We start from the raw sequence: 16,151 nt of genomic DNA on the forward strand, positions 1-16,151 counted from the left end.
GCGGGAGTCAATCCTCCGTCGCGTCGAAGAGGCGGTGCATGGCCCGGCGCAGGGCGACCAGGTCGTCCGCCGGCTCCGGGAATTCGAAGCGGGCGTCGAAGGAGCGGTCGGCCGGTGAGCCGGTGGCACCGCCCCGTGTGAAGCGGACGCGGAGGCCGAAGCGGTCGAGGGCCAGCGGCACGGCCCGGTCGTCGGGGCCCGGCTCGTCGCGGTGCTCGCCCAGCAGCCGCCACAGCCGGCGCACCTGGTCGCCGTGGCCGGAGTGCAGGTGCTGGAGCAGCTCCGTCTCGTACGCGGCGAGGGGATCGGGCGAGGCGGCCGCGAAGGCGTCGGGATCGACGCCCTGAGCGCCCCAGAGGTCGTCCACCGTCACCTCGTCCAGCTCCAGCCGGACGGTGGCGCGGCCGGGCTCGGCCGTACCGGGGACGACGGTGATCCACCCGGAGAGCCAGGCGCGGCCCCGGATGCGGTGCGGCACGGAGACCGGGGCCACGTCCGTGAGCTCCAGGACCGCCCGGATGTCGCCGTCCTGGGCGTGCGTCGCCGCCCGCACGGCGGGCGCGTCCGCGGGGAAGACGAGGTGGACGTCGCCGTCCCCGGCCACGCTGCGGGCCTCGGGGCAGAGCAGCTCCGGACGGGTGGCCTCCAGCCCGGGGACGAGCAGCACGGCGGAGCATGTACTCTGTACGAGAGTTCGTGTGCGCTCGGCTGCTGACGGCATCCGGGCGGTTTCAAGTCCGCTGGGACGCGGCTGACCACGATCGGATCGGACCTCCGTCACGTCGGCGCCTTCGGGAGCGCCCTTCTTCGTGCTGTCCGTGATGTGACTGGTGTTCCCCGGACGAGACATGCGATCTCCTTGAGTAAGGTGAGCCTAACCTAACCTATTTCGGAGGTCTGGAGAACGTGCCTAACCAGTCGCGTCCCAAGGTCAAGAAGTCCCGTGCGCTCGGCATCGCGCTGACGCCGAAGGCCGTCAAGTACTTCGAGGCCCGCCCCTACCCGCCGGGCGAGCACGGCCGTGGCCGCAAGCAGAACTCGGACTACAAGGTCCGTCTGCTCGAGAAGCAGCGTCTGCGCGCCCAGTACGACATCAGCGAGCGCCAGATGGTGCGTGCCTACGACCGCGCCAAGAAGGCCGAGGGCAAGACGGGCGAGGCGCTGGTCGTCGAGCTCGAGCGCCGTCTCGACGCGCTGGTCCTGCGTTCGGGCATCGCCCGCACCATCTACCAGGCCCGCCAGATGGTCGTCCACGGCCACATCGAGGTCAACGGCCACAAGGTCGACAAGCCGTCCTTCCGCGTCCGTCCCGACGACGTCGTGATGGTCCGCGAGCGCAGCCGCTCCAAGGCCCTCTTCGAGACGGCCCGCGCCGGTGGCTTCGCCGCCGAGGGCGAGACCCCGCGCTACCTCCAGGTCAACCTGGCCGCGCTGGCCTTCCGCCTGGACCGCGAGCCGAACCGCAAGGAGATCCCGGTGATCTGCGACGAGCAGCTCGTCGTCGAGTACTACGCCCGATAAGACCCGGGTGTAGCGCCTCCTTCCCCGGCTGGCCCGTCGTCTCCCCGCCTCCTGGCGGGCGAGGTGGCGGGCCGCCGTGTTTCCGGCCGCCGGGGGCGGAAGCCCGGGGCCGAAACGGAGTACGGGAGGCCACCCCCGGCGCGATAAGGTCGGTATCCGACGTTCTACGTCGGTGACCAGCTGTGTGACCAGCGACGACGAGCAGGGAGCGGTGCAGTGTCCGGTGGAGAGGTGGCCGGGATCCTCGTGGCCGTCTTCTGGGCGATCCTGGTGTCCTTCATCGCCCTGGTCCTCGTCCGGCTGGCGCAGACGCTGAAGGCCGCCACCAAGCTGGTCGCCGACGTCACCGAACAGGCCGTACCGCTCCTCGCCGACGCCTCGGCGACCGTCCGTTCCGCCCACACCCAGCTCGCCCGCGTCGACTCGATCGCCGCGGACGTCCAGGAGGTCACGGCGAACGCCTCCGCGCTCTCCTCGACCGTCTCCTCCGCCTTCGGCGGCCCCCTGGTCAAGGTCGCCGCCTTCGGCTACGGGGTGCGGCGGGCGATCGGCCGCAAGGGCGCGCCCGCGGAGCCCGAGGTGTTCCGCGGCAGGACCGTCGGCAAGAAACTGCCGTCCGCCCGGCGCGGCGGCCGCCGTACCCGTGGGAAGGGTTGACCCAGAAATGTTCCGCCGTGCTTTTTGGTTCACCACCGGTGTGGCCGCCGGTGTGTGGGCCACCACCAAGGTCAACCGCACCCTGGACAAGCTCACGCCCGAGAGCCTGGCGCTCCAGGCCGCCGATCGTGCCGTGCTCGCCGGCCGACGCGTCAAGCTCTTCGCCCTCGACATCCGCGACGGCATGGCACACCGCGAAGCGGCGCTCAAGGACGCGCTCGGCCTGACGGCCGCGCCGGACCCCGAGCCCGGGCCCCGGGCCCTCCCCGGACGCCCCCGCCTCGTGGTCGTCGAACCCCAGCACTCCCACCACTCGCTCACCCGGAAAGAGGACCACTGATGGAGTCCGCCGAAATCCGCCGCCGCTGGTTGCGCTTCTTCGAAGAGCGTGGGCACACCGTCGTGCCGTCGGCGTCGCTCATCGCGGACGACCCGACGCTGCTCCTGGTCCCCGCCGGCATGGTGCCCTTCAAGCCGTACTTCCTCGGTGAGGTCAAGCCGCCGTTCTCCCGCGCCACCAGCGTGCAGAAGTGCGTCCGCACGCCGGACATCGAGGAGGTCGGCAAGACCACCCGGCACGGCACGTTCTTCCAGATGTGCGGCAACTTCTCCTTCGGCGACTACTTCAAGGAAGGCGCCATCAAGTACGCCTGGGAGCTGCTGACGACTCCCGTGGCGGACGGTGGCTACGGCCTGGAGCCCGAGAAGCTCTGGATCACCGTCTACGAGCAGGACGACGAGGCCGAGCGCATCTGGCGCGACGTCGTCGGCGTGCCGGCCGAGCGCATCCAGCGCCTGGGCATGGGCCCGAACTTCTGGTCCATGGGCGTCCCCGGTCCCTGCGGCCCCTGCTCCGAGATCAACTACGACCGCGGCCCCGAGTTCGGCCCCGAGGGCGGCCCGGCCGTCAACGACGAGCGGTACGTGGAGATCTGGAACCTGGTCTTCATGCAGTACGAGCGGGGTGCCGGCGACGGCAAGGAGGACTTCCCGATCCTCGGCGACCTCCCCGCCAAGAACATCGACACCGGTCTCGGCCTCGAGCGCCTCGCCATGATCCTCCAGGGCGTGCGCAACATGTACGAGACCGACACCCTGCGCGTCGTCATCGACAAGGCCACCGAGCTGACCGGGGTCGCCTACGGCGCCGCCGACGCCTCCGACGTCTCGCTGCGCGTGGTCGCCGACCACATGCGCACCTCCGTGATGCTCATCGGCGACGGCGTCACCCCCGGCAACGAGGGCCGCGGCTACGTCCTGCGCCGCATCATGCGCCGCGCCATCCGCAACATGCGGATGCTGGGCGCCACCGGCCCGGTCGTCGCCGACCTGCTCGACGTGATCATCAACACGATGGGGCAGCAGTACCCGGAGCTGATCTCGGACCGCAAGCGCATCGAGACCGTCGCGCTCGCCGAGGAGGCCGCCTTCCTCAAGACCCTCAAGGCCGGCACCAACATCCTCGACACCGCCGTCACCGAGACCAAGGCCGCCGGCGGCACGGTCCTCGCCGGCGACAAGGCGTTCCTGCTCCACGACACCTGGGGCTTCCCCATCGACCTCACCCTGGAGATGGCCGCCGAGCAGGGCCTCGCGGTGGACGAGGACGGCTTCCGCCGCCTGATGAAGGAGCAGCGGGAGCGCGCCAAGGCCGACGCCAAGGCCAAGAAGACCGGTCACGCCGACCTGTCCGCCTACCGCGAGGTCGCCGACGCCTCCGGCGCCACCGACTTCACCGGCTACGTCACCACCGAGGGCGAGTCCACGGTCGTCGGCCTGCTCGTGGACGGCGTGCCCTCGCCGGCCGCCTCCGAGGGCGACGAGGTCGAGGTCGTCCTGGACCGCACCCCGTTCTACGCCGAGGGCGGCGGCCAGCAGGCCGACCAGGGCCGGATCAAGCTGGACACCGGCGCCGTGATCGAGGTCCGCGACGTGCAGAAGCCGGTCCCCGGCGTGCACGTGCACAAGGGCGTCGTCCAGGTCGGCGAGGTGACCGTGGGCGCCTCCGCCTACGCCACCATCGACGTCCGCCGCCGCCGCGCCATCGCCCGCGCCCACAGCGCCACCCACCTCACCCACCAGGCGCTGCGCGACGCCCTGGGCCCGACGGCCGCCCAGGCCGGTTCGGAGAACGCCCCGGGCCGCTTCCGCTTCGACTTCGGCTCCCCGGCCGCCGTGCCGGGCACCGTCCTCACCGACGTCGAGCAGCGGATCAACGAGGTCCTCTCCCGTGAACTCGACGTCCACGCCGAGATCATGAGCCTGGACGAGGCCAAGAAGGCCGGTGCCATCGCCGAGTTCGGCGAGAAGTACGGCGAGCGCGTACGCGTCGTGACCATCGGCGACTTCTCCAAGGAGCTGTGCGGCGGTACGCACGTCGCCAACACCGCCCAGCTGGGCCTGGTCAAGCTCCTCGGCGAGTCCTCGATCGGCTCCGGCGTGCGCCGGGTCGAGGCCCTCGTGGGCGCCGACGCGTACCACTTCCTGGCCAAGGAGCACACGGTCGTCGCCCAGCTCACCGAGCTGGTCAAGGGCCGTCCGGAGGAGCTGCCGGAGAAGATCTCCGGAATGCTCGCCAAGCTCAAGGACGCCGAGAAGGAGATCGAGCGCTTCCGCGCCGAGAAGGTGCTCCAGGCCGCCGCCGGGCTGGCCGAGGGCGCCAAGGACGTCCGCGGCGTCGCCCTGGTCACCGGCCGGGTGCCGGACGGCACCGGCGCCGACGACCTGCGCAAGCTCGTCCTCGACGTGCGCGGCCGGATCAACGGCGGCCGCCCGGCCGTCGTCGCCCTGTTCACCGTGGCCAACGGCCGTCCGCTCACCGTCATCGCCACCAACGACGCCGCCCGTGACCGCGGCCTCAAGGCCGGTGACCTGGTGCGCACCGCCGCCAAGACGCTCGGCGGCGGTGGCGGCGGCAAGCCGGACGTCGCCCAGGGCGGCGGCCAGAACCCGGAGGCCGTGGACGAGGCCATGGCCGCGGTCGAGCGGCTCGTCGGGGAAGCGGCCTGACCGTGCGACGAGGCAGACGCATCGCCGTCGACGTCGGGGACGCCCGGATCGGGGTCGCCTCGTGCGACCCCGACGGGGTCCTCGCCACCCCGGTCGAGACCGTGCCGGGCCGGGACGTCCCGGCCGCGCACAAACGGCTGGTGGCGGTGGTCGAGGAGTACGAGCCCATCGAGGTGGTCGTCGGCCTGCCCCGCTCGCTCAGCGGGCGCGAGGGGCCGGCGGCGGCCAAGGCCCGCACGTTCGCCAAGGAGCTGGCCCGGCGCGTCGCGCCGGTGCCGGTCCGGCTGGTGGACGAGCGGATGACCACGGTGACCGCGGCGCAGGGGCTGCGCGCCTCCGGGGTGAACGCGAAGAAGGGGCGGTCCGTCGTCGACCAGGCGGCAGCCGTGATCATCCTGCAGAGCGCGCTGGAGGCCGAACGGGTGTCCGGCCGCCCTCCGGGCGAAGCCGTCGAAGTGGTCATCTGATCGCGATACGGTAACCTTCCGCGCGACATGGCAGCTGTTCGAACGCCATCCTTACCGGAGCAGACGATCGGACCCGCGCCCCTCAGGGGGCGCCCGGCTGCCGCTGTGCGGCTCTAGGGGATAGATGACTGAGTACGGCCGGGGTTCCGGCTCCCAACCGTGGAATCCCGGCGACCCCCGGTACGGGGATCCGGGATACGAGGGCCGGCAGCAGTACCCGTCGCAGCAACAACCCCCCTACGGCGAGCAGCACTACCCGGAGCAGCAGCAGTACGCCTGGAACCAGAACGGGGCCGGCAACGGCGACCGGGCCGGTTACTACGAGGGCGGCGGCTATCCGCAGCAGGGCTACGACACCGGTCAGCACCCCCACGTCCAGCAGCCGTACGACACGGGCCAGCACCCTCACGTACAGGGCCATCAGGCGTACGACACCGGTCAGCATCCCCACCTCCAGGGGGGGCAGCAGTACGACACCGGGCAGCAGCCCTACGTACAGCAGCCCCATGACACGGGACAGCAGCCGTACGTCGGCGAGCAGCGGGGCCCGCAGCGGGAGGAGTGGGCGGACGACTCCTCCACGGGCACGCACGCCGTCCTCGCCCAGGACGCGCCGGCCGCGTCCTCCCCGGCCATGGACCTCCTGCCGGGCGGCGACACCGACGTCGTCGACGAGGGCGCGGACGAGCCCCGGCGCGGGCGGCGCGGCGGGAAGGGCAAGAAGGCCCCCAAGCGCCGCAGCGGGACGGCCTGTCTGGTGGTCGCCGTGGTGCTCCTCGGCGCCGTCGGCGGCGTCGGCTACCTCGGTTACGACTACTGGGAGACCCACTACGGCCCCGCGCCCGACTACGACGGCGAGGGCACGGGCCAGGTGCAGGTCGAGGTCGCCAAGGGCGCGGGCCTCACCCAGATCGGTGATGCCCTCCAGAAGAACGGCGTCGTCAAGAGCGCCCGGGCCTTCACCGAGGCCGCCAACGGCAAGCTCATCCAGCCGGGCACGTACACCCTCCACAAGGAGATGTCCGCCGCGTCCGCCGTGACGATGATGACGGACACCAAGAACCTGCTGACGCTGCGCGAGGGCATCCGCGCCTCGGCCGTCTACACCGCGATCGACCAGAAGCTGGAGCTCAAGCCGGGCACCACCAGGGAGGTCGCGCACAGCCAGGTGAAGAACCTGGGCCTGCCCGGCTGGGCCACCGCCTCCTCCGAGGTCAAGGACCCGCTGGAGGGCTTCCTCTTCCCGTCGCAGTACAACGCGGGCAAGGGCACCAAGCCGGAGGACCTCCTGAAGCAGATGGTCGCCCGCGCGGTGAAGAACTACGGCGAGCAGGACCTGGAGGGCAAGTCCCGGGAGCTGGGCCTGAAGTCCCCGCTCCAGCTGATCACCGTCGCCAGCCTCGTCCAGGTCGAGGGCAAGTACAAGCACGACTTCGACAAGATCGCCCGGGTCGTCTACAACCGCCTCAAGCCGGACAACAAGGAGACCTACGGGCTCCTGGACTTCGACTCCACGGTCAACTACGCCAAGAGCCAGAGCACCCTGGACACCGGCTCCGTCAACGACCTGCGCAAGTTCGACGACCCGTACAACACCTACAAGATCAAGGGGCTGCCGCCGGGGCCCATCAGCAACCCCGGCATGGACGCCCTGAAATCCGCCCTCGAACCCGCCTCCGGCCCCTGGTACTACTTCGTCTCCGTCAACGAGAACGAGACGCTGTTCGCGGTGACCAACGCGGAGCACAACCGGAACCGGGAGCGGTACAACCAGGAGCACAAGAAGGCCGGCCAATGACCCCACGCCAGCGCGCCGCCGTACTCGGCTCGCCCATCGCGCACTCGCTCTCCCCCGTCCTGCACCGGGCGGCCTACGCCGAACTGGGCCTGACGGAGTGGACGTACGAACGGTTCGAGGTGGACGAGGCCGGGCTGCCCGGCTTCGTCGCCGGGCTGGGCCCCGAGTGGGCCGGGCTCTCGCTGACGATGCCGCTGAAGCGGGCGGTCATCCCGCTGCTGGACGAGGTCAGCGCCACCGCGCGCTCCGTCGAGGCCGTCAACACCGTGCTGTTCACCGAGGACGGCCGCCGGGTCGGCGACAACACCGACATCCCGGGCCTGGTCGCGGCGCTGCGCGAGCGCGGCGTGGAGAAGACCCCCGCGGCCGCCGTGCTGGGCGCCGGCGCCACCGCCTCCTCGGCGCTGGCCGCCCTCGCCGGGATCTGCTCCGGCGAGGTCACCGCCTACGTCCGCAGCCCGGAGCGGGCCGCCGAGATGCGGCAGTGGGGCGAGCGGCTCGGGGTGGACGTGCGCGTGGCCGACTGGGCGCGCGCCGCCGAGGCGTTCGAGGCGCCGCTGGTGATCGCCACCACGCCCGCGGGCGCCACCGACGCCCTCACCGGGGCCGTCCCCGAGCGGCCGGGCACCCTCTTCGACGTGCTCTACGAGCCGTGGCCGACCCCGCTGGCCGCCGCCTGGTCGGCGCGGGGCGGCACCGTCCTCGGCGGCCTCGACCTGCTGGTGCACCAGGCGGTGCTCCAGGTCGAGCGGATGACCGGGGCGGTCCGCGCGCCGCTGGCCGCGATGCGGGCCGCGGGCGAGGCGGCGCTCGCGGCGCGCTGACCGCGGCCGCGCTCCGGACGGGCGCATTCCCGTCCGCCGAAGATCGGCAGGAAAGGGCCAGAAACGGACCGGCCTCCGGCGAACCGCCCGGGACGTGGGAGGATCGGGGGTGGCGGCCCGCCGCGGGTCGGCCTGTGCCGCCGCACGTTCGTAAGGCGCGAGCAGGAGGAGTTCCGTTGAGCAGGTTGCGCTGGCTGACCGCCGGGGAGTCGCACGGCCCGGCACTGGTGGCGACGCTGGAGGGGCTGCCCGCGGGGGTTCCGGTCACCACCGGGCTGGTGGCGGACGCGCTCGCGCGGCGCCGGCTCGGCTACGGCCGCGGCGCCCGCATGAAGTTCGAGAAGGACGAGGTGACCTTCCTCGGCGGCGTCCGGCACGGGCTGTCGCTGGGCTCCCCCGTCGCGGTCATGGTGGGCAACACCGAGTGGCCGAAGTGGGAGAAGGTCATGGCCGCCGACCCGGTGGACCCGGCCGAGCTCGACGGCATGGCGCGCAACGCCCCGCTGACCCGCCCCCGTCCGGGCCACGCCGACCTGGCGGGCATGCAGAAGTACGGCTTCGACGAGGCCCGTCCGGTCCTGGAGCGCGCCTCCGCCCGCGAGACGGCGGCCCGCGTGGCGCTGGGCGCGGTGGCCCGCTCCTTCCTCAAGGAGGCCGCCGGCATCGAGATCGTCTCCCACGTGGTCGAGCTCGCCTCGGCCAAGGCCCCCTACGGGCTCGTCCCGCAGCCCTCCGACGTGGAGCGGCTGGACGCCGACCCGGTGCGCTGCCTCGACGCCGACGCCAGCAAGGCGATGGTCGCCGAGATCGACCAGGCGCAGAAGAACGGCGACACCCTCGGCGGCGTCGTCGAGGTCGTCGCCCACGGCGTCCCGGTGGGCCTCGGCTCGCACGTGCACTGGGACCGCCGCCTGGACGCGCGGCTGGCCGCGGCCCTCATGGGCATCCAGGCCATCAAGGGCGTCGAGCTCGGCGACGGCTTCGAGCTGGCCCGCGTGCCCGGCTCGCGGGCGCACGACGAGATCGTGGGCACCGAGGACGGCATCCGCCGCGCGTCGGGCCGCTCCGGCGGTACCGAGGGCGGCCTGACCACGGGTGAACTCCTGCGCGTGCGCGCCGCGATGAAGCCCATCGCCACCGTGCCCCGGGCCCTGGCCACCGTGGACGTCGCCACCGGCGAGGCCGCCAAGGCGCACCACCAGCGCTCCGACGTGTGCGCCGTGCCGGCGGCCGGCATCGTCGCCGAGGCCATGGTCGCGCTCGTCCTGGCCGACGCCGTGGTGGAGAAGTTCGGCGGCGACAGCGTCGCCGAGACCCGCCGCAACGTGCGGGGCTACCTCGACAACCTGGCCATCAGGTGAGCGGTCGGGTGACCGGTCCCCGCGTCGTGCTGGTCGGCCCGCCCGGCGCGGGCAAGTCCACCATCGGCGCCCTGCTCGCCGAGCGGCTGGGCACCGGCTACCGGGACACCGACGCCGACATCGAGCGGACGGCCGGCAAGCCCATCCCGGAGATCTTCATCGACGAGGGCGAGCCGCACTTCCGCGCACTGGAGCGGCAGGCCGTCCGCGCCGCCGTGGCCGAGCACCCCGGGGTGCTCGCCCTCGGCGGCGGGGCGGTCATGGACCCGGACACCCGGGCCCTGCTCAAGGGCCTGCCCGTGGTCTTCCTCGACGTCGAACTCGCCGACGCCGTACGCCGGGTGGGCCTGGACAAGCCGCGTCCGCTGCTCGCCGTCAACCCCCGTCAGCGGTGGCGGGAGCTGATGGAGGCCCGCCGCCCGCTCTACCACGAGGTCGCCCGCGCCGTCGTGGCCACCGGCGGCCGGACGCCCGGCGAGGTCGCCGACGCCGTCCTCGACGCGCTGGAGCTGCCGCGCCCCACCACCGCACGGGACATCCCGGACACCACGCAGTGAGGAACGCATGACGGACGCCCCCACCCGTATCCAGGTCGCCGGCAGCGCGGGCACCGCGCCGTACGAGGTCCTGGTCGGCCACCGGCTGCTGGGCGAACTGCCCGGCCTCATCGGCCGCGACGCCACGCGCGTGGCCGTGCTGCACCCCGAGGCGCTCGCCGAGACCGGCGAGGTGCTGCGGGCGGACCTGGCCGCCGAGGGCTACGAGGCCATCGCCATCCAGGTGCCCAACGCCGAGGAGGCCAAGACCGCCGAGGTCGCCGCCTACTGCTGGAAGGCGCTCGGCCAGTCCGGCTTCACCCGCACCGACGTGATCGTCGGCGTCGGCGGCGGGGCCACCACCGACCTGGCCGGCTTCGTGGCCGCCACCTGGCTGCGCGGGGTGCGCTGGGTCGCGGTGCCCACCACCGTGCTGGCGATGGTGGACGCCGCGGTCGGCGGCAAGACCGGCATCAACACCGCCGAGGGCAAGAACCTCGTCGGCGCCTTCCACCCCCCGGCCGGCGTGCTGTGCGACCTGGCCGCGCTGGAGTCGCTGCCCGTCCACGACTACGTCAGCGGGCTGGCCGAGGTCATCAAGGCCGGCTTCATCTCCGACCCGGCGATCCTGGAGCTGATCGAGGCCGACCCCGAGGCCGCCCGCACCCCGGCCGGCCCGCACACGGCCGAGCTGATCGAGCGCGCGATCCGCGTCAAGGCCGAGGTCGTCTCGCAGGACCTCAAGGAGTCGGGCCTGCGCGAGATCCTCAACTACGGCCACACGCTGGCCCACGCCATCGAGAAGAACGAGCGCTACAACTGGCGGCACGGCGCGGCCGTCTCCGTCGGCATGGTCTTCGCGGCCGAACTCGGCCGGATCGCCGGGCGGCTGGACGACGCGACCGCCGACCGGCACCGCGCGGTGCTGGAGGCCGTGGGGCTGCCGGTGACCTACCGGGGCGACCAGTGGCCCAAACTGCTGGAGACGATGAAGATCGACAAGAAGAGCCGGGGCGACCGGCTGCGCTTCATCGTGCTGGACGGCCTGGCGAAGCCGGTCGTGCTGGAGGCCCCGGACCCGGCGATGCTGCTGGCCGCCCACGCGGAGATCGCGGCATGAGCGGCGCGAGCGGCATGAGCGGCGCGAGCGGCATGAGCGGTGTGAGCGCCCGCAAGGTCCTCGTGCTGAACGGGCCCAACCTGGGCCGGCTGGGCTCCCGCGAGCCCGATGTGTACGGTTCCACGTCGTATGCCGGGCTGGTGAAGGAGTGCACCGAGCTGGGGGACCGGCTCGGTTTCGCGGTCGAGGTCCGGGAGACCAACGACGAGGGCGAGATCATCCGCTGGCTGCACGAGGCGGCGGACGGGCGGATCCCCGTGGTGATCAACCCCGGGGCGTTCACGCACTATTCGTACGGGATGCGGGACGCGGCCGCGCAGCGGACGGCTCCGCTGATCGAGGTGCACATCTCCAACCCGTACGCGCGGGAGGAGTTCCGGCACACCTCGGTCATCGCGCCCGTCGCCTCCGGGACCGTGGCCGGTTTCGGGATCGGGTCGTACCGGCTGGCGTTGCGGGCGCTGGCGGAGGAACTCGGGGGCTGAGGCCGGGCGTTGGGAGTTGTGCCCCGGCCCCTCCCGCTCCGGGGGAGGGGCTGGGGCAGACTAAGCCCCCGACGGCCACCCACCCGCACGAGACGGAGTACCACCGGATGCAGCACCCACCGATCCCGGCCGTGCCGCCCCCGCCCAGCGCCCCCGCCCCGCCCGTCGGGCCGCCCCCCGTCGCCGTCCTCCTCATCGGCCCCGCCGGTGCCGGCAAGACCACCGCCGCCCGCCACTGGGCCGACCACCGCCACGCCCCCACCGCCCACATCAGCCTCGACGACGTCCGCGAGTGGGTGCGCGCGGGCTTCGCCGACCCGCAGTCGGGCTGGAACGACCACTCCGAGGCCCAGTACCGCCTCGCCCGCCGCACCTGCGGCTTCGCCGCGCGCAACTTCATCGCCAACGGCATCTCCTGCATCATCGACGACGCCGTCTTCCCCGACCAGCCCGCCGTCGGCCTCGGCGGCTGGCAGCGCCACATCGGCCCGGGCCTGCTGCCCGTCGTGCTGCTGCCGGGGCTGAACGTCGTCCTGGAGCGCAACGCCGAGCGCACCGGCAACCGCCGCCTCGGCGACGAGGAGGTCGCCCGCATCCACGGGCGGATGGCCGGCTGGTACGGCTCGGGGCTGCCCATCATCGACAACTCCCGCCAGGACGTCGCCACCACGGCCCGGCTGCTGGACGAGATCGTCGCCCGGGCGCTGGCCGCCCCGCCCCGCTGGTAGGGCCCCGCCGGACGCTCCGGAGAGGCCGGTTCCGCCCGCCGAACGTACGCTCGGAGCATGTCCGACGTGTACGCGGCGCGGCGCGCACGGCTGCTGGAGCGGTGCGTGGCCGGCGGCAGCGACGCCGCCCTGGTGACCGGCGGGGCCAATGTGCGCTATCTCGCGGGCCGGGTGCCGGCCGGGTCGGCCCTGCTGGTCGGTCCCGGTCACGACCTGCTCCTGTGCGTCTCGGACCCCTTCGAGGCCGGCTCCGGCGGCAGACCCGCGGCGGACCTGCGGGTCTTCGTGCTGCCGAGCGTCGAGGGCGACCCGGCGGTGGCGGCCGCGGAGCGCGCGGAGGCCGCCGGGGCGCGGGCCCTGGCGGTGGAGGAGCACCATCTGACCGTCCTGCGCCACCGCGCCCTGCGCTCCGTCGCCCCCGGGCTGCGGCTGGACGACCTGGGCCCGGCCGTCGAGCAGCAGCGGCTGGTCAAGGACGACGAGGAGATCTCCTGTCTGCGCATCGCCGCGGAGATCGCCGACCAGGCGCTGGGCGAGCTGCTGGAGTCGATCCTGGTGGGCCGCACCGAGCGGCACCTGGCGCTGGAGCTGGAGCGCCGCCTGGTGGACCACGGGGCGGGCGGCGCCGCGTTCGCCACCTCGGTGGGGACGGGGCCGGACTCGGGGCTGATGGGACACGTCCCTGCGACCGGCGGGTCGAGGAGGGCGACTTCCTCACCGTGTGCCTGGGCGCCGACTACCACGGCTACCACAGCGAGGTGGCCCGTACGTTCGTCATCGGCTCGTCCCCGGCGGACTGGCAGATCGAGCTGTACGAGCAGGTCTTCGCGGCCCAGCGGGCCGGGCGGGAGGCGCTCGTGCCGGGGACGCCGTACCGTGAGGTGGACCGCGCGGTACGGCGGGTGCTGGACGCCGCGGGCCACGCCGAACGGCTCGGTCCGTGGGTCGGACACGGCGTCGGACTCGAAAACGGCGAGGACCCTCGGCTGGCGCCGTCGGCCATGGGTAAACTGGACGCTTGCGTGCCGGTCACCGTAGATCCGGGGGTTCACCTCCCGGGGCGGGGCGGCGTCCGGATCGATGACACGCTCGTCGTCCGCCCCGAGGCGGACGGCGGTCCCGAGCTACTCACCATCACGACCAAGGAGCTGCTCGCGCTGTAGCGCGTGCCTCTTCGGGGTCGCAGCTTCAGTCCAGGAGATTCCGCAACCGTGGCTTCCACGAACGACCTCAAGAACGGCATGGTGCTCAAGCTCGAAGGCGGCCAGCTCTGGTCCGTCGTCGAGTTCCAGCACGTCAAGCCCGGCAAGGGCCCCGCCTTCGTGCGCACCAAGCTCAAGAACGTGCTGTCCGGCAAGGTCGTCGACAAGACCTTCAACGCCGGCGTCAAGGTCGAGACGGCCAACGTCGACAAGCGCGGTATGCAGTTCTCGTACATGGACGGCGACTACTTCGTCTTCATGGACATGGACACGTACGACCAGCTGCACATCGACCGCAAGACCGTCGGTGACGCCGCCAACTTCCTGCTCGAGGGCTTCGAGGCCGTCGTCGCGCAGAACGAGGGCCAGGTGCTCTACGTCGAGCTGCCGGCCGCCGTCGAGCTCACCATCCAGCACACCGACCCGGGCGTGCAGGGCGACCGCTCCACCGGTGGCACCAAGCCCGCCACCCTGGAGACCGGCTACGAGATCCAGGTCCCGCTGTTCATCACCACGGGCGAGAAGATCAAGGTCGACACGCGCACCGGCGATTACCTCGGCCGGGTGAACAGCTAACCGTGGCCGCCCGCAGCAACTCCCGGAAGCGCGCCTTCCAGATCCTTTTCGAGGCCGACCAGCGCGGCGCCGCCGTGCTGGACGTCCTCGCCGACTGGGTCCGGCACTCGCGCTCCGACGACCGGCAGCCGCCCGTCAACGAGTACACGATGCAGCTGGTCGAGGGGTACGCCGAGCACGTGGCCCGGATCGACGAGCTGATCGCCACCTACGCGGTCGGCTGGGACCTCGACCGGATGCCGGCCGCCGACCGGAACATCGTCCGGCTCGGCGCCTACGAGCTGATCTGGGAGGACGGCACCCCGGACGCCGTGGCGATCGACGAGGCGGTGCAGCTCGCCAAGGAGTTCTCCACGGACGAGTCGCCGGCCTTCGTCAACGGCCTGCTCGGCCGGTTCAAGGAACTGAAGCCGGGCCTGCGCCGCGCCTGAGGCGCCGCGCGAGACCCGACGCACAAACGCCGCGGGGCGGGAAACGAAGGTTTCCCGCCCCGCGGCGTTCATATGAGGCCGTATGCCGTATGAGGATGCCGTATGAGGCGTGGTATCAGGCGTCCTCGTGCTGGACCGCGCGGCGCGCGTCCGCGTCCAGCACGCCCCAGCTGATGAGCTGCTCGGTGAGCACCGAGGGCGACTGGTCGTAGATCACGGCGAGGGTGCGCAGGTCGTCCTGGCGGATCGACAGCACCTTGCCGTTGTAGTCGCCGCGCTGGCTCTGGATGGTCGCCGCATAACGCTGGAGGGGGCCCGCCTTCTCGGCCGGGACGTGGGCGAGGCGCTCCAGGTCCAGGACCAGCTTCGGCGGGGGCTCCGCCGCGCCGCCGGGCGTCGTGCCGGGCAGCAGCTCCTGCACGGGCACCCCGTAGAAGTCGGCCAGCTCGGCCAGGCGCTGCACGGTCACGGCACGGTCGCCGCGCTCGTACGACCCCACCACCACGGCCTTCCAGCGACCCTGCGACTTCTCCTCCACACCGTGGAGAGAGAGGCCCTGCTGGGTGCGGATGGCGCGGAGCTTGGCCCCGAGCTGTTTGGCGTATTCGCTGGACATAAAGCTCCCGGACGCTGTATCGACGTGCGACGGTCTTCCCGACTGCCGCGCGGCTGGTAACTCACTGTGAGGTTACGCAGCGTAATCTGACTTCGTCAAGCCGAATGGTCCACCGCTTCCGCCGTCAGGGGCGGGGGCCGGTGCGGTCCGGCGGTGCTGGTAGGGTGGATCCCGCAATTCCGACGTCCTTTAATGTCCGTCCCGTGAGGCGGAGAAGGAGGTCCGTTCCGTATGGACACGACCGTATCCGCGGCCGGTCCCGCGCGTCCCGTGCTCGAAGCACCGGACATCGCCCGGGTCCTCACCCGCATCGCCCACGAAATCGTCGAACGTGCCAAGGGCGCCGACGACGTGGTGCTCCTCGGCATTCCCACCCGGGGCATCTTCCTGGCCCGCCGACTGGCCGCCAAGCTCGCCGACATCACCGGCGCCACCGTCCCCGTGGGCTCCCTCGACATCACCATGTACCGGGACGACCTGCGCCTGCGCCCCGCCCGGGCGCTCGCCCGCACCGAGATCCCCGGCGAGGGCATCGACGGCAGGCTCGTGGTCCTCGTCGACGACGTGCTCTTCTCCGGCCGCACCATCCGGGCCGCGCTCGACGCCCTCAACGACATCGGCCGCCCGCGCGCCGTCCAGCTCGCGGTCCTCGTCGACCGCGGCCACCGCGAACTGCCGATCCGCGCCGACTACGTCGGCAAGAACCTCCCCACGTCGCTGCGCGAGACCGTCAAGGTCCAGCTCACCGAGGAGGACGGGCGCGACAGCGTCCTCCTCGGCGCGCGCCCGGCCGACGGGCAGTAGCCCCCTTCCGCGGGCC

17 protein-coding genes and 1 pseudogene are annotated in these 16,151 nt (G+C 72.4%); 16 read left to right on the top strand and 2 right to left on the bottom strand.

Annotation, left to right across the window (positions count from 1 at the left end; all coding sequences use genetic code 11):
- Positions 1-7: 7 nt before the first annotated feature.
- Entirely contained in the window at positions 8-721 is a 714-nt protein-coding gene (locus tag AC230_RS23970; protein WP_049718397.1) for a DUF2470 domain-containing protein, read from the bottom strand.
- A 185-nt stretch (positions 722-906) separates the two neighbouring features.
- Between AC230_RS23970 and rpsD the strand changes: the two genes are divergently transcribed.
- The 15 genes and pseudogenes from rpsD to nusB all read left to right on the top strand — a co-directional run bounded on the left by rpsD (position 907) and on the right by nusB (position 14,715).
- Complete coding sequence (rpsD, locus tag AC230_RS23975; protein WP_049718398.1) at positions 907-1,521, top strand: 30S ribosomal protein S4; 615 nt, start codon at positions 907-909, stop codon at positions 1,519-1,521.
- Between the two features lie 216 nt (positions 1,522-1,737).
- Positions 1,738-2,178 (top strand): DUF948 domain-containing protein, encoded by a 441-nt coding sequence (locus AC230_RS23980; RefSeq protein ID WP_198535597.1) that lies wholly within the window; start codon positions 1,738-1,740, stop codon positions 2,176-2,178.
- A 7-nt stretch (positions 2,179-2,185) separates the two neighbouring features.
- Positions 2,186-2,518, top strand: coding sequence for a DUF6167 family protein (locus AC230_RS23985; protein WP_049718400.1), 333 nt, complete (start codon positions 2,186-2,188; stop codon positions 2,516-2,518).
- Positions 2,518-5,187, top strand: coding sequence for an alanine--tRNA ligase (alaS, locus tag AC230_RS23990; protein WP_049718401.1), 2,670 nt, complete (start codon positions 2,518-2,520; stop codon positions 5,185-5,187). Before AC230_RS23985 ends, alaS begins: the two co-directional genes overlap by 1 nt.
- A 2-nt stretch (positions 5,188-5,189) precedes the next feature.
- A complete protein-coding gene (gene ruvX / locus AC230_RS23995) occupies positions 5,190-5,654 on the top strand; it encodes a Holliday junction resolvase RuvX (protein WP_049718402.1) in 465 nt (154 codons plus the stop codon).
- Between the two features lie 124 nt (positions 5,655-5,778).
- Complete coding sequence (gene mltG / locus AC230_RS24000; RefSeq protein WP_049718403.1) at positions 5,779-7,452, top strand: endolytic transglycosylase MltG; 1,674 nt, start codon at positions 5,779-5,781, stop codon at positions 7,450-7,452.
- The gene (locus AC230_RS24005; RefSeq protein ID WP_049718404.1) at positions 7,449-8,276 is read left to right on the top strand and encodes a shikimate dehydrogenase; all 828 of its coding nucleotides are present in this window, start codon (positions 7,449-7,451) and stop codon (positions 8,274-8,276) included. The genes mltG and AC230_RS24005 overlap by 4 nt, the downstream gene beginning before the upstream one ends.
- 176 nt (positions 8,277-8,452) lie before the next feature.
- The gene (gene aroC / locus AC230_RS24010; RefSeq protein WP_049718405.1) at positions 8,453-9,637 is read left to right on the top strand and encodes a chorismate synthase; all 1,185 of its coding nucleotides are present in this window, start codon (positions 8,453-8,455) and stop codon (positions 9,635-9,637) included.
- A gap of 8 nt (positions 9,638-9,645) precedes the next feature.
- On the top strand, positions 9,646-10,194 hold the full coding sequence (locus AC230_RS24015; RefSeq protein ID WP_049718406.1) for a shikimate kinase: 549 nt from the start codon (positions 9,646-9,648) through the stop codon (positions 10,192-10,194).
- A 7-nt stretch (positions 10,195-10,201) separates the two neighbouring features.
- Entirely contained in the window at positions 10,202-11,293 is a 1,092-nt protein-coding gene (gene aroB, locus AC230_RS24020; RefSeq protein ID WP_049718407.1) for a 3-dehydroquinate synthase, read from the top strand.
- Between the two features lie 32 nt (positions 11,294-11,325).
- Entirely contained in the window at positions 11,326-11,778 is a 453-nt protein-coding gene (gene aroQ / locus AC230_RS24025; protein WP_049718865.1) for a type II 3-dehydroquinate dehydratase, read from the top strand.
- Positions 11,775-12,506, top strand: a complete 732-nt coding sequence (locus tag AC230_RS24030; RefSeq protein ID WP_078871590.1) for an AAA family ATPase — start codon at positions 11,775-11,777, stop codon at positions 12,504-12,506. Before aroQ ends, AC230_RS24030 begins: the two co-directional genes overlap by 4 nt.
- A gap of 57 nt (positions 12,507-12,563) precedes the next feature.
- Positions 12,564-13,669 (top strand): annotated as a pseudogene (locus tag AC230_RS24035) (aminopeptidase P family protein).
- A 48-nt stretch (positions 13,670-13,717) separates the two neighbouring features.
- A complete protein-coding gene (efp, locus tag AC230_RS24040) occupies positions 13,718-14,284 on the top strand; it encodes an elongation factor P (protein ID WP_049718409.1) in 567 nt (188 codons plus the stop codon).
- Positions 14,285-14,286: 2 nt separating this feature from the next.
- On the top strand, positions 14,287-14,715 hold the full coding sequence (nusB, locus tag AC230_RS24045) for a transcription antitermination factor NusB (protein ID WP_049718410.1): 429 nt from the start codon (positions 14,287-14,289) through the stop codon (positions 14,713-14,715).
- A gap of 115 nt (positions 14,716-14,830) precedes the next feature.
- On the opposite strand, the gene bldD is transcribed toward nusB, so the two are convergent.
- Complete coding sequence (gene bldD / locus AC230_RS24050; protein WP_004948690.1) at positions 14,831-15,331, bottom strand: transcriptional regulator BldD; 501 nt, start codon at positions 15,329-15,331, stop codon at positions 14,831-14,833.
- Positions 15,332-15,562: 231 nt separating this feature from the next.
- Between bldD and pyrR the strand changes: the two genes are divergently transcribed.
- On the top strand, positions 15,563-16,135 hold the full coding sequence (pyrR, locus tag AC230_RS24055; RefSeq protein ID WP_049718411.1) for a bifunctional pyr operon transcriptional regulator/uracil phosphoribosyltransferase PyrR: 573 nt from the start codon (positions 15,563-15,565) through the stop codon (positions 16,133-16,135).
- The last annotated feature ends 16 nt before the right edge of the window (positions 16,136-16,151 follow it).

This window comes from Streptomyces caatingaensis, assembly GCF_001187435.1.
GTDB lineage: Bacteria > Actinomycetota > Actinomycetes > Streptomycetales > Streptomycetaceae > Streptomyces > Streptomyces caatingaensis.